This window comes from Pseudomonas sp. FP1740, from assembly GCF_030687165.1.
In the GTDB taxonomy this organism is placed as follows: Bacteria; Pseudomonadota; Gammaproteobacteria; order Pseudomonadales; family Pseudomonadaceae; genus Aquipseudomonas.
The window spans coordinates 6,360,160-6,373,426 of the sequence record NZ_CP117461.1 but is presented as its reverse complement, the minus strand read 5'-3'; the positions used below and the strand labels follow the sequence as shown (position 1 = coordinate 6,373,426).

Annotated in this window: 13 protein-coding genes and 1 pseudogene; 8 read left to right on the top strand and 6 right to left on the bottom strand. The window is 59.8% G+C overall.

What is annotated here, in order from left to right; all coding sequences use genetic code 11:
* The first annotated feature begins 233 nt into the window (after nt 1-233).
* Nucleotides 234-774 (top strand): annotated as a pseudogene (locus PSH69_RS28770) (disulfide bond formation protein B).
* 180 nt (nt 775-954) lie between these two features.
* Entirely contained in the window at nt 955-1,425 is a 471-nt protein-coding gene (gene rsd, locus PSH69_RS28765; protein ID WP_253417656.1) for a sigma D regulator, read from the top strand.
* Nucleotides 1,426-1,486: 61 nt separating this feature from the next.
* On the opposite strand, the gene PSH69_RS28760 is transcribed toward rsd, so the two are convergent.
* Entirely contained in the window at nt 1,487-2,152 is a 666-nt protein-coding gene (locus PSH69_RS28760) for an FKBP-type peptidyl-prolyl cis-trans isomerase (RefSeq protein ID WP_305410487.1), read from the bottom strand.
* A gap of 192 nt (nt 2,153-2,344) precedes the next feature.
* Between PSH69_RS28760 and PSH69_RS28755 the strand changes: the two genes are divergently transcribed.
* The gene (locus PSH69_RS28755) at nt 2,345-3,463 is read left to right on the top strand and encodes an AlgP family protein (protein ID WP_305410486.1); all 1,119 of its coding nucleotides are present in this window, start codon (nt 2,345-2,347) and stop codon (nt 3,461-3,463) included.
* Here PSH69_RS28755 and PSH69_RS28750 read toward each other — a convergent pair.
* Nucleotides 3,460-3,924 (bottom strand): TIGR02444 family protein, encoded by a 465-nt coding sequence (locus tag PSH69_RS28750; protein WP_305410485.1) that lies wholly within the window; start codon nt 3,922-3,924, stop codon nt 3,460-3,462. The genes PSH69_RS28755 and PSH69_RS28750 overlap by 4 nt on opposite strands.
* Before the next feature lie 50 nt (nt 3,925-3,974).
* Here PSH69_RS28750 and PSH69_RS28745 point away from each other — a divergent pair, with 50 nt between their 5' ends.
* The 3 genes from PSH69_RS28745 (at nt 3,975) to PSH69_RS28735 (ending at nt 7,226) form a co-directional block, all read left to right on the top strand.
* Nucleotides 3,975-5,885 carry an ATP-binding cassette domain-containing protein gene (locus PSH69_RS28745; protein ID WP_064621055.1) on the top strand — a complete coding sequence of 637 codons (1,911 nt, stop codon included), beginning with the start codon at nt 3,975-3,977 and terminating at the stop codon, nt 5,883-5,885.
* Complete coding sequence (locus tag PSH69_RS28740) at nt 5,885-6,475, top strand: mechanosensitive ion channel family protein (RefSeq protein WP_305410484.1); 591 nt, start codon at nt 5,885-5,887, stop codon at nt 6,473-6,475. Before PSH69_RS28745 ends, PSH69_RS28740 begins: the two co-directional genes overlap by 1 nt.
* 118 nt (nt 6,476-6,593) lie before the next feature.
* Nucleotides 6,594-7,226 (top strand): LysE family transporter, encoded by a 633-nt coding sequence (locus tag PSH69_RS28735; protein ID WP_305410483.1) that lies wholly within the window; start codon nt 6,594-6,596, stop codon nt 7,224-7,226.
* Between the two features lie 70 nt (nt 7,227-7,296).
* Here PSH69_RS28735 and PSH69_RS28730 read toward each other — a convergent pair whose 3' ends face one another.
* From PSH69_RS28730 to PSH69_RS28715, 4 genes are read right to left on the bottom strand one after another with little or no spacing between them, the layout of a single operon-like run.
* Nucleotides 7,297-8,040, bottom strand: a complete 744-nt coding sequence (locus PSH69_RS28730; RefSeq protein WP_305410482.1) for a penicillin-binding protein activator LpoB — start codon at nt 8,038-8,040, stop codon at nt 7,297-7,299.
* A 3-nt stretch (nt 8,041-8,043) separates the two neighbouring features.
* Nucleotides 8,044-8,631 (bottom strand): penicillin-binding protein activator LpoB, encoded by a 588-nt coding sequence (gene lpoB, locus PSH69_RS28725; RefSeq protein ID WP_105340689.1) that lies wholly within the window; start codon nt 8,629-8,631, stop codon nt 8,044-8,046.
* Between the two features lie 39 nt (nt 8,632-8,670).
* Complete coding sequence (locus PSH69_RS28720) at nt 8,671-9,042, bottom strand: YcfL family protein (RefSeq protein WP_018927555.1); 372 nt, start codon at nt 9,040-9,042, stop codon at nt 8,671-8,673.
* Between the two features lie 15 nt (nt 9,043-9,057).
* Nucleotides 9,058-10,452 (bottom strand): COG3014 family protein, encoded by a 1,395-nt coding sequence (locus PSH69_RS28715; RefSeq protein ID WP_305410481.1) that lies wholly within the window; start codon nt 10,450-10,452, stop codon nt 9,058-9,060.
* A gap of 338 nt (nt 10,453-10,790) precedes the next feature.
* On the opposite strand from PSH69_RS28715, the gene PSH69_RS28710 reads away from it, so the two are divergent.
* Complete coding sequence (locus PSH69_RS28710) at nt 10,791-12,689, top strand: FTR1 family protein (protein ID WP_305410480.1); 1,899 nt, start codon at nt 10,791-10,793, stop codon at nt 12,687-12,689.
* A gap of 106 nt (nt 12,690-12,795) precedes the next feature.
* A complete protein-coding gene (locus PSH69_RS28705; RefSeq protein WP_019580518.1) occupies nt 12,796-13,251 on the top strand; it encodes a YaiI/YqxD family protein in 456 nt (151 codons plus the stop codon).
* The last annotated feature ends 16 nt before the right edge of the window (nt 13,252-13,267 follow it).

Here is a 13,267-nt window from a genome sequence, read left to right as displayed (position 1 = left end):
GCCAGCTGCTACAGGGGAGTCGTTCGTCAGGGCGATCCAACCGCTCCGAGCCCACCACTGTTTTTACGTTGTAGTCCTTATCTGGCAAAGTCCTACAACGGACTACATCTTATCCTCTCGACTCTGTCGGGAATTCCCTACACTTCTGGTGAAGTGTCCGTGCTGGCCTGCCTTGAAAGGCTGCTGCGCTTTCCTCTACCGTAACCGCTTGTCTCTACAGTTACGGAAAAGCCATGTCTTTGGCCTGCTCACGCTCCTTGTTTTTCATGGTTTTCATTGCAGGTGCCCTGGCCTTGGGCGTTTCCTATTACCTGGAATATGCGGTGGGCCTCAAGCCTTGCGGGTTGTGCCTGTTGCAACGGGTTTGCCTGGCGCTGCTCACGGGTGTCTGCCTGACGGCTTCGGTGCAGGGGCCTGGTCGCTTCGGATCATTCCTGTATTGGTTACTGGGTCTGCTATGCAGTGTGGCGGGTACCGTCACGGCGTGGCGGCAGGTTGTGTTGCAGAGCGATCCGGTGCATCAGCTCTCGGCATGCTCGCCCAACCCGACTGATCTGTTTGCCAGTACACCCTGGTTGTGTGCCGTGCAACGGTTGTTCAAGGGAACCGCCGACTGCGCGGAAATTTCCTGGACGCTGTTCGACCTGAGTATCCCGGAATGGAGCCTGTTGTTCTTCGTTGCGATGATGATTCTGGGCGGGTATCAATTGCTGCGCCTTGTCTGGATCGCGTGTCAGCGACGAGTCGTCGCACCGGGTATTGGCGGGTGATTAAACACTTGTATGAACTTTATCTCCTGCGTACCTTGAAGCCATAGGCGCGCGGGCATAATCTGGCCCGCACGTATCATTGGAATTATGTTGCTCGTTGCTGTTCTGCCTGACCAAGACCGGATGTGCCGAGTCTTGGGGGCAGGCGTAGAACGGCATGACCCATTAGGGAAGAGAGATCGCCATGTTAGATAGTTGTCAGAATGCTCAGGAACGCTGGGGTGGGGTTCATAAGCTCATTGACCGCTGGCTACAAGAGCGTGAAGAGTTGGTAAAGGCGTTCCACGACTTGCGAAATGCCAAACCGGCTTTCGCCGACAAGTCCTTGAACGGTCGGTTCTGCGAGATTCTTGTCGACTACGTTTCTGCCTGGCACTTCGAAGTGAGTGAGCATCTGGTCAATGAGGCCAAGGCCTTTGGCGACGATGGCGGCCTTGAACTGGCGGAGCAGATCAACCCGCGTATCGACGTGAGCACTGAGATGGCGCTGTCGTTCAATGATCATTGTCACAAGGGTGACTGCAACGACACCGAGCGTTTCGCCGAAGCGCTGGAAAAGCTGGGCAGCCAACTGCGTGAACGCTTCGAACTGGAAGATTGCCTGATCGAAGTGCTGCACACCGCCCACAAGGAAGAGAGTTCGGTTCAGGCCTGAACCCTTCCCGGCTAGACACTGAAAACGGTGCGCAATGCGCACCGTTTTTCGTTTCCGGCATTCAGCTTGTAGCACCACGCAATTCGACTTCGAATACCAGCGGCGTGAACGGCGCGATCAAGTCGCCGGCACCGTCGGCGCCATAGGCTTGCGCCGATGGAATTACCAGGCGCCATTTTGCGCCGACCGGCATATTTTGCAGCGCGCTACGCCAGCCGCTGATCACACTATCAAGACTGAACCACTGCGGCTGACTGTTCTGATCGAACACGGTGCCATCAGGTAGACGACCGATATACAGCACCTGGACTTTGCCATTCGGACCCGCCTTGGCGCCGGTGCCCGGTGCCAGTTCCGTCAGCAAGATTCCATCCGCCAATTCGCGAACCCCGGGTTTGGTTTTTTCTTCGCTGAGAAAGCGCCGCTCTTTTTCGAGGGCAACTTCGCTTTGCGCGACGGCGGGTTGCTCGGCGACCTGAGCTTCGTGCTCGGCAAGAATCTGTTCGATCTGCTCGTCTTTCAGCGCCAGCGGCTTACCTTGGTAGGCTTGCTTCAAACCTTCGAGCAGTGCCTGAAGTTGCAGGTCAGGAACCTCCTGGCGCAAGCGTTCGCCAAGGCTCGCACCCAAGCTGTAAGCGAGATCGTGAGCGTCATTTGTGGTGGTTTTTTCGGCGGCCTGGACCACGGAAAAAAACATGCACAGCGATAAAAAAAGGTAGCGCGACATAGGCACTCTCCGACCTGAGATGCGCAGGATTATGCCAGTGTGAATGCTCTCGAAGGTGAACTGGTTTTGCGTAAGCGCAGAACATTTTTACTTCGTTGCAACGCAGCGCTTTCGATACTGTCAACATGCCCTAGCGGCGGTTGCAGCAGAGGTCTAGTATGAGCCGCATTCACGTCAGCCAGGAGGTAAACCATGTCGGCCACCAAGAAGCCAGTAAATACTCCGTTGCACTTACTCCAACAACTCTCGGGCAGCCTGCTCGAGCATTTGGAAAACGCTTGTTCCCAAGCCTTGGCTGATGCTGAAAAACTGCTCGCCAAACTGGAAAAGCAGCGCGGAAAAGCGCAGGAAAAACTGCACAAATCCCGTACCAAATTGCAGGACGCTGCGGCGGCCGGCAAAGCCAAGGCGCAAGCCAAGGCCAAAGATGCGGTGAAAGAACTTGAGGATCTGCTCGACGCCCTCAAGGCTCGTCAGTCCGACACTCGCAGCTACATCCTGCAACTCAAACGCGACGCTCAAGAAAGCCTGAAACTGGCCCAGGGTGTCGGTCGTGTCCAAGAGGCTGTCGGCAAGGCGTTGTCCCTGCGTTCGGCCAAGCCAGCCGCGGCACCTGCGAAGAAAGCCGCTGCCAAACCGGTTGCTGCAAAAGCACCGGCCAAGCCTGCCGCCAAACCGGCCGCCAAAGCACCGGTGAAAGCCGCAGCAAAACCTGCCGCTAAACCTGCGGCAAAAAAACCAATCGCTGCTAGCGCTGCAAAACCGGCTGCTAAAACAGCCGCTGCCAAACCTGCCGCCAAGCCAGCCGCTGCCAAAACAGCGGCCGCTAAACCGGCTGCAAGAACCGCTGCTGCTAAACCGGCGGTGGCGAAAACTGCTGCGGCTAAACCAGCTGCCAAACCGGCTGCAAAACCAGCGGCTAAAACTGCCGCTGCGAAACCTGCTGCCAAGCCTGCCGCGAAATCAGTCGCGACTAAAACTGCTGCCAAGCCAGCTGCAAAAGCTGCAGCCAAACCGGCTGCCAAAACTGCTGCTGCAAAACCTGCCGCAGCGAAACCAGCAGCCAAACCTGCCGCTGCCAAACCGGCTGCAAAACCAGCCGCCAAGCCAGCTGTAAAACCAGCCGTGAAAAAACCGGTTGCCGCCAAGCCGGCCGCCGGGCCAGTTGCCAAGCCGACCGCCGCGCCAGTTGCCAAGCCAGCCAACCCGGCAGCGACGTCTGCTTTAGCAGCAGCCACCTCGACAGCCACACCAGCGCCAACGCCGGCCGCCGCATCGATCGCAGCAACCACCCCAACCAGCGCTTCCTAAGTGCTGCTTACCGCGACGCGCAGCTGATGCAGCGCGTCGCGGTCCAGGTGGGCGGCGCCTGCCGCCACACCTTCCAGCCAGGCCGTTAGATCGGTCGCCTCATACTGCGGCCAACTCTGTGCCAAACACTCCAGTCGCAGCAATAAATGCCTTTCGGCTTCCATCTCCAGTGTCTTCACTTGTTCACGTAAATCATCCAACCCGGCATCTTCGCTAGCGGCGGCTTTCCATTGCTGGCGCAAGGCGCGCAACGGTTGCACGACATCCACGTCCCAAGGCCCGGCTACATCGCGTAGCAGCTGCAAGCGTTGTTCGTTGCAGATAACGCCACGTTCCCCCAGCCATAACCCGCACAGCAGCAGGCACACATTCACACCCGCTGCCTGCAATTGCAGGCAGGCGTGTTCAACGCCGGGACGGGCGTAAGTGTCGAGGGAAAAGCTCCACAGGTCAGAGGACATAGTGCTACTCGCGCCAGTTACGAGCGAAGCTGGTAGACTCCGCCGCCATTATGATTCGACTTCAGAACCTGACTTTACAGCGTGGCCCGCAACGTCTGCTAGAAGACGCCGAGCTAACCCTGCACGCCGGCCACAAAGCCGGCCTCATCGGTGCCAACGGCGCCGGCAAATCGAGCCTGTTCGCCTTGCTTCGGGGCGAGCTGCACCCAGACTCGGGTGACTGCTTCCTGCCGGCCGACTGGCGCATCGCCCACATGCGCCAGGAGGTCGACACCCTCGAACGCCTGGCGGTCGACTACGTGCTCGATGGCGACCTGCGCCTGCGCCAGGTGCAACGCGACCTGGCGGCGGCCGAAGCAGCCCATGACGGTGCCGCTCAGGCCCGCCTGCACTCGGAACTCGACAGCGCCGACGGGTACACCGCCGATGCCCGGGCTCGCAAGCTGTTGGCGGGCCTTGGGTTCACCAACGAGCAAATGGACCGGCAGGTAGGAGATTTCTCCGGTGGCTGGCGGATGCGTCTGAATCTGGCGCAGGCTTTGATGTGCCCCTCGGACCTGTTGCTGCTCGACGAACCGACCAACCACTTGGACCTCGACGCCATCATCTGGCTCGAAGAGTGGCTCAAAAGCTACCCCGGCACTTTATTGCTGATTTCCCACGACCGGGACTTCCTCGATGCCGTGGTCGATCACGTAGCTCACGTCGATCAACGCAAGATCACCCTGTATCGCGGCGGTTACACCGCGTTTGAACGGGCCCGTGCCGAACGTCTGGCACAGCAACAGCAGGCGTACGAGAAGCAACAGGCGCAACGTGCGCACATGGAAAGCTACATTGCCCGCTTCAAGGCCCAGGCCACCAAGGCCCGTCAGGCCCAGAGCCGGATCAAGGCGCTGGAGCGGATGGAAGAACTGTCCGCCGCGCACGTCGATTCGCCGTTCGATTTCGTCTTTCGCGAATCGCAGAAAATCTCCAGCCCGCTGATCGATCTATCGGATGCTCGCCTGGGTTACGGCGAAAAAACCGTGCTGGAGAAGGTCAAGCTGCAACTGACCCCTGGCGCGCGGATCGGTTTGCTCGGCCCCAACGGTGCCGGTAAATCGACCCTGATCAAGAACCTCTCCGGTGAGCTCGAACCATTGGCGGGCCGACTGACCCGGGGCGAGAACACCGTGGTCGGTTACTTCGCCCAGCATCAACTGGATTCCCTCGATTCCAAGGCCAGCCCGTTGCTGCACTTGCAGCGCCTGGCGCCAACCGAACGTGAGCAGACCCTGCGTGACTTCCTCGGTGGTTTCGACTTCCGGGGTGCACGTATCGATGAGCCGGTGTTGAATTTCTCCGGTGGCGAAAAGGCGCGACTGGCCTTGGCGCTGATCGCCTGGGGCCGGCCGAACCTGTTGCTGCTCGACGAACCGACCAACCACCTGGACCTGGAAATGCGCCTGGCGCTGACCATGGCCTTGCAGGAATTCAGTGGCGCGGTTCTGGTGGTCTCCCACGATCGTCATTTGCTCAAAAGCACCACCGACAATTTCTATCTGGTGGCAGACGGCAAGGTCGAGGAGTTCGACGGCGACCTGGAAGACTACACCCGTTGGCTGGTGGAGTACCGTCAGCGCAACGTGCCGGTCAGCAACACCCCGGTCAACCCGGACAAGACCGACAAGAAAGCCCAGCGCCAGGCCGCCGCCGCGTTGCGTCAGCAACTGGCACCGCACAAGCGCGAGGCCGACAAGCTCGAAGCCGAGTTGGGCAAGCTGCACGAGAAACTGGCGAAGATCGACGCCAGCCTCGGCGACAGCGATATTTACGAGCCGGCACGCAAGAACGAATTGCGTGATCTGCTGGCCGAGCAGGCCCGGCTGAAGGTGCGTGAAGCCGAGCTGGAAGAAGCCTGGATGGAAGCACTCGAACTACTTGAAAGCATGCAGGCGGAGCTGGAGGCGTTGTCCTGATGGATGCCTTCAAGCTGCCGCTGCCGGCGGTGTGGGTCGAGCCGCTCTGGCTGGTGGTGCAAATCCTGCTGATTCTGCTGGCCGGCTATGTCGCTCAGCGCGTCGTCGCTAAAGGCCTGACTCGACTGGGCGAGCGTTACCCGTTCCCGCCGCAGTTCTTGATGCCGCTGCGCGGTGGTTTGCGTTGGTTGATCATGGGTAGCGCGCTGATCTTCGTGCTGGAACGCCTTGGGGTGTCGGCCACGGTGCTCTGGACCGCGTTGTCGGGCTTCGTGGCGGTGGCTGCCGTGGCGTTTTTCGCCATGTGGAGCGTGCTGTCCAACCTATTGTGCGCGATCCTGATCTTCACCGTCGGCCCATTCCGAATCGGCGATGTGGTCGAGCTGGTGGACACCACCGACAAGCCGGGCGTCAAGGGCCGGGTGGTGGCGATCAATCTGCTCTACACCACGCTGATCGAAGCCGAAGAACTCGGTACCGGCAGTGCCATGGTGCAAGTGCCCAACAGCTTGTTCTTCCAGCGCTCGGTTCGACGCTGGCGCGGTACTGATGTATTCCCTTCAAACGGGTTCGAAAAACAGGCTCGATAGGACGCTGTCGCCATCAACGCTGGTCGGCAGTCACTCTGTCCTGCAAAAAAATCGATAGTCATTGGCCGTATGGCGCATTAGCTTAGACGTTTGTCACGAGTCTGAGTCGAGGTGTGCGATGCTGCTTCAAACATGGCTGGCATTTTTTGCCGCCTGCTGGGTGATCAGTCTTTCCCCCGGTGCCGGCGCCATTGCGTCGATGTCCAGCGGTCTGCGCTACGGTTTCTGGCGCGGTTACTGGAACGCCCTGGGCCTGCAACTGGGCCTGGCGTTGCAGATTGCGATTGTCGCTGCCGGTGTCGGTGCGATCCTCGCGGCCTCCGCCACTGCCTTTTATGTGATCAAATGGTTCGGTGTGGTCTACCTGGTCTACCTCGCGGTCAAGCAATGGCGCGCGCTGCCCAATGAGATGAACGACGACGCTGCCATTCGGCAGATCGGCAGGCCGATGGCGCTGATGTTCCGCGGTTTTCTGGTGAACGTCAGCAACCCCAAGGCCTTGGTGTTCATGCTCGCAGTGCTGCCGCAATTCATCGATCCCCACGCGCCGCTGGTGGCCCAGTACTTGATCCTCGGCGTGACCATGATCTGTGTCGACCTGATCGTCATGGCCGGCTACACCGGGCTGGCGGCCAAGGTCCTGCGTTTGTTGCGCACACCCAAGCAGCAGAAACGCATGAACCGCACCTTTGCCGGGCTGTTCATCGGCGCGGCGGCATTCATGGCGACTTTGCGCAAAGCAGCGGCATAAAGCTTCAGGCACAAAAAAGGCGACCTATTGAGGTCGCCTTTTTCATTACTACAGAGTGGCCAGTCTGAGATCAGTGCAGAATCACCGGCGCCGTATCCCTCGGCAGGTTATTACGCAACGGTGCCTGACCCGGCTGCTCGTAACCGCCACCACCGAGCTGTTGGCTCAGTTGCGATGCCACGTCTTCACCCAACGCCTTGGACACGTCACGCACCACCCGTGGGCGGTTCAGGGAAACCCGGATGTCCCGTCCATTCACCAGTTTGGTGTCCTGACCTTCGCCCATCGCCGTGAAGGCCGAGGTGATCTCGAAGGTCTTGGTGTTGATCAGGCTGAAGTCCGCCACCAGCGTCAGCCCCAGCACCGCCGAATAGCTGTCGGTATTGGCCAGCTCGTTCATGTCGCGGGTGAAGTCGATGTCTGACACAGTGCCGAACAGCACATAGTCGGCACCCTTGAAGCTACCGGCCTTGATGCGCTTGATCACGTCATACACGTCGCCTTTGGACGATGCCGTGTAAGGCGTGCCCTGCACCAGCTGGAACATACCGGTGCGCAGGATCTCGCCCTTGATGTCGCCGGTGAATTTGCGCAACTCGCCTTGCTCGATGTAGCTGTTGGTCGCTTCGATCTCGTTGTAGCTCGAAGAACCGCTGGCACTGTAGTCACTCTCGCGGTGACTGCTCTGCGCCGAAACGATGTGGATGTACTGCTCCACACGCTCCTGGTACGCCAGATCGGTTACCGCGACTTTCGGGGCCGCTTGCACGCTGAATGCGCAAGCCAGGGCCATCATGCCAATCCATGCGCGCATCGATTAACGCTCCGTGGTTTTGCGGATCTCTTTTTCGTCCATCCACTCGGCCAGACCGCTTTCAACGTCGATCAATTGCAGGCTGAATTTGTAGAAGACGTCCTTGTAGTCGCTGCTGCGCTTGACGATCGAGCTGATCGAACCTTCAAGACGGTATTGGGCGGCGATCATGTTGCCGGTCTTGGCCACGGTGCTCTTCTTGTACAGGCCGCTCTGGTTTTGCAGCTTGAGCTGGTCGACCTGGCTCTGCATCGCGGTGTTGTCGCTGGCGAAGCGGGCGACGCCGGTCTTCATCAGCTGGGTCTTGATGCTGGTGGTGATTTCGCGGGTATCGATGTACTCGCTGGTCTTGTTCTTCACGTCGTAGACCTGAACCACCGGACGGCCTTGCAGGATGCCGGACTGTGCCAGGGAGCGGGTCATGGATTCGGCGATCATCTGCAGGTCGGTGGAGCCGAACTCGTTGGTCACGGTTTCAACCGCTTTGGTGTCGCCGTAGCTGATGTTTTTGCTGCCCAGCGTCGGCGAAGTGTTGGCGCAACCGCTGGCCAGGAGGGCGATGACGGCGATGAACGAAAAGCGTGCAAACATGGGAATGCTCTCTAGAACTGAACGAATAGGGTGTCGGGCTTAAGGCGTTTTGATTTCGAGACGGAAATCCACGGCTTTGGCGGTTGGCGCAATGGCCTGGATGAAACTGGTCTGCTCGCCGTACATCATCTGGCTTTTCCAGGTTTCCTCTTCGGCCACCGGGAAGCCTTCAGGGCCGAGCCAGGCAAAGCGGTAGTAGAAGGTCTTGTTGTTGTAGCTGGTGTTGCTCAGCTGTGCGTTGACCGTCATGAAGCCGTTTTCCCGTGCCACGCGCATGGCGCCGACCACGATGTTCTTGAGCTTGCCCATGGCCACGACCTTGCTGGCAGCGCTGCCTGGCTCCGGTGGTGGCGGGGTGGCGCAGCCGGCCAGCAAGGCCAGGGCGACGACAGTGATGAGTTTGAAGCGCATGCAAAGACTCCGTTCTTAAGGTTGTTTGAGGCTGGCCACGGTGGTCGGGTTGGCGCTCGGGATCACATGGGCGGCCTGGCCGCTGGCGAATACCTGATTGCCCACGGCGCGCAGGCTGATGACTTGATAGCGCTGATCTACGGTGACCTTGACCACCGAACCACCCACGGCGCTCGGCAGGGAGACTTGGTGCTCGCCTTTCTTCAAGCGCAGACGCACCACTTGAGTGGTGTCCGGCAGGGTTCGCCACGTACGGGTATCGGCACCTTCGAGCACGGCTGAAGAGATACCGACCGCAAGACCGGCCAGCGGGTTGGTTTCGTTGATTTTCTTCTGCGCCACGCCTTTGGTCACGGCACGGACGGTGGTGCGCAGGATGATGCCCGGCATGTCATCACGCAGCGCGCGGCGGGACATGGCGGTGGTGCTGTTGAGTTGCGTCAGGTTCACCTGCTGACCGTCCACACCGATCTGGGCGAAGGTGGCGGTGGAGGTGTCTGGCTTGATGATCGGGAACGACAGCGGGGTGATCACCACGTTGTTGCTGATCGGCAATGGCAGCGGAATACGAATCGAGTCGCGGGACGGCGCCAGGCCACTTTGCACGACGATCAGGATATCGCCGTCATCGTCCTTGGCGGGTTTGTCCAGGTTAACCAGCGCCTGTTCCAGCAGCGGAGTGTTCGGGCGCAGCTCGGCGGCTTTGCGATAGCCCGGCGCGGCCAGGTCTTTCTCGCCCAGGGCTTCGTAGACGAAACCGGCCAGGTAATGGCTGAACGCGCTCTGGTAGCTGTTTTTCAGGCTGACCACTTCTGGCGCGTCGAGGCTGGCCACCGGATAACCCTGGAGATCCTTGTACTGGGTTTTGACGCCTTCCTTCTCGGCCTGCTCTTCGCTCTTGAGGTATTCCTTATCGCGCAGGTCGGCGATCACCGCTTCACGTTCGTGAGTTTTCTTGATCGCGGTGCGCGCGCCGTCGAAGTCATTCACCGCCAGCAGGTTGAGGGCCATCTGCGTGGTCAGCATGACTTTTTCGTAGTCGTAGCCTTCGTAGCGACGGACTTTGTCATTGACCAGGAAGCTGCCGAACTGAGCCAGGTACTTTTCGGTGTCGAGCTTGACCGAGTCTTCCCACTTGCCCACCACCTGATCGGCGCTGCTCCAGGCGTTCTGGCTGCCGGACAAGTCGCCCTTGGCGCGCAGCAGTTCACCTTTCTCGAAGTAATAGAGCAGGTCTTTGTCGGCACCGGTGTTGTTCTTTTCCAACAAGGTCAAGGCGGCGTCGACGTTGCCGGCAGCCAGTTGCTGGTTGGTTTGTGCCAGTTCGGAATCGTAGTTGCGAAAAGCCGAACAGCCGGAGAGCAAGGTGACAGCGCTGAGCGCAATCGAGGTAAGGGCGCGGGAGGCCATAGGGTACTTCTTCCCTGAGTGTAAGCAGCCGCGTGCTGGTCGGGCTGTTGGGACCCATCGGCAGGGAGACTGGCGTCCTGCCAATTCCTCATAAAAAGAGGAGCTTAAATGCCGTATCGCGATAACGACGGCGCGGCATTATAAGCAGGGATGGTGGCTATGTAATGGCTTTTTGAAGGCATTTTTTTGATTGATGCCATCATCCATTTCAAGCCTGGGGTCTAATGCAATGGTGTGCTGCAGCTCGTTACCCGCAAAACCCAAACACAACAAAGCTTGAGCGAAACTCATTCGAAGTGAACAATGTGTTACTTCGTATTTCCATTTGAGATTTATTCATGACTGGCTTCTCTCGTTTTCTGGCGTGGCTCGTGCTGCCGATGATCGCGTTCTGCAGCTTCAATGCGCTGGCTGAAACCGCAGAGGGTGCGCCCAAGGCCCTGCATTTGCTCGATTATATTGCCGCCGATTACCCGGCGGCGGTCGAGGGAGGCAAGGTTATTGATGAGGCTGAATATCTCGAACAGCAGACGTTCCTGGGGGAGCTGCAAGGGTTGATCGCCGATTTGCCGGCCAAACCTGAACGTTCCGAAGTGGAGCAGGGCGTCAACGGTCTGCGCACCGCGATCGCCGCTCGCAAGGACGGCGCGGACGTCACCCGTCAGGCACGGCAGCTGGGGGCAAAACTGGCGGTGACCTATGAAGTCAGCCAGGCTCCGGTGATTACCCCGGACCCGACCCGCGGCGCGCCGCTGTACGCCCAGCAATGCTCGGTGTGCCATGGCGATACGGGCATCGGTGACGGCCCGGCAGGTGTCGGCATGACGCCACCGCCGACCAATCTGCGCGATGCTGCGCGACTGGACCGTCTGAGCCTCTACGCGCTTTACAACACTCTGGGCATGGGCGTCGAAGGCACTGACATGCCAGCCTTCGCCGATCAGCTGGATGATCGCCAGCGTTGGGACCTGGCGACCTACATCGCCGGCTTAAGCGCTGATCCTGCCACGGCAAAATCCGAAAAAACCTACAACATCGCCGACCTGGCGCGTCAGACGCCAGCCGAAGTGCAGGCCGCCGAAGGTCCGCAAGCGGCCGCGACCTTCCGCGCGCAACGAGCGCAGCCGCCGCAGGTCAAGCGTGGCCCGGGGCAATTGCTTGAATACACGGCGGCCACGCTGGACAAGAGTATCGCCGCCTATCGCGCCGGCGAGCACGATCAGGCCTATGACCTGTCGGTTGCGGCGTACCTGGAAGGCTTCGAACTGGTCGAAAGCTCCCTGGACAACGTCGACGCCAACGTGCGCAAAGACACTGAAAAGTCCCTGATGGCTTACCGTCAGTCGTTGCAGGACGGTTTGACGGTGGCTCAGGTCGAGCAACGTCTGGAAGTGGCCAAGGCCAAGCTGAAAGAATCCGCTGGCCTGCTCGGTAGCGATGGCTTGAGCTGGTCGCTGAGTTACATTTCCGGTCTGTTGATTCTGTTGCGAGAAGGTCTGGAAGCCATTCTGGTGCTCGCGGCGGTCCTCGCGTTCCTGCGCAATACCGGCCAGCAATCGGCGGTGCGCAGCGTCAACATCGGTTGGGGCCTGGCGCTGTTGGCCGGGCTGGCGACCTGGGCGGTGGCGGCGTATGTGATTGACGTCAGCGGTGCCCAGCGTGAGCTGCTGGAAGGGGCCACTGCGCTGTTTGCCAGCGTCATGGTGCTCTGGCTCGGTGTGTGGATGCACGACCGTCGCCACGCAGCGGCCTGGCAGGATTACATCAAGAGCAGCCTGGTGAGCGGCGGTGGGCGTTTCGGGTTTGCGATCCTGGCGTTCTTCTCGGTGTATCGCGAACTGTTCGAAGTGATCCTGTTTTACGAAACCTTGTGGTTGCAGGCGGGGCCTGCAGGGCATAACGCCGTAATGGCTGGCGGCGCGACGGCGCTGGTTATGCTGGTCGGTCTGGCCTGGGTGATTCTGCGCGGCTCGGCAAAACTGCCGCTGGCACTGTTCTTCGGCATCAATGCCGGTTTGCTGTGCGCGTTGTCGGTGGTGTTTGCCGGCCATGGCGTGAAGGCGTTGCAGGAAGCCGGGGTCTTCGGCACGCGGCCGGTACCATTCTTTGACTTCGACTGGTTGGGGATCCACGCTGATGCGTATTCGCTGAGTGCCCAGGCTGTGGCGATCATTGCGATCATCGTGCTGTACAGTCGCAGCCGGATGGCCGAGAAGCGGCAGTTGCCGGCTTCTTAAAAGCATTCGCTGCGCTCATATTCGCGGGCAAGCCCGCTCCCACAGGTTCAGCGCTAACCTTGTGGGAGCGGGCTTGCCCGCGATGCTTTTCAATAGAGGAAATCCAATGCGCGTATGGATCGATGCTGACGCCTGCCCTCGGGCAGCCAAGGATCTAGTGGTGAAGTTTGCCCTCAAGCGCCAGTTCGAAGTGGTGCTGGTGGCCGGTCAGCCGCAAATCAAGCCGGGCCTTGCGCTGGTGAAACTGATCGTGGTGCCCAGCGGCCCGGATGCCGCCGACGATTATCTGGTGGAACACGCAGTGCCAGGGGAATTGGTGATTTGCAGCGATGTGCCGCTGGCGGATCGGCTGGTGAAGAACGGCGTTGCGGCGCTGGATCCGCGGGGCAAGGAGTTCGATGCGCAGAACATGGGCGATCGACTGGCGGTGCGTAACCTGTTCACCGACTTGCGCGAGCAGGGGCAGATGAGCGGCGGCCCGGCGCCGTTCGGCGACCGCGAGAAACAGGCGTTCGCCAATGCGCTGGACCGGATACTGACCCGGTTGTCGCGTAAAGCTTGAGCAAGACGGTAATGAT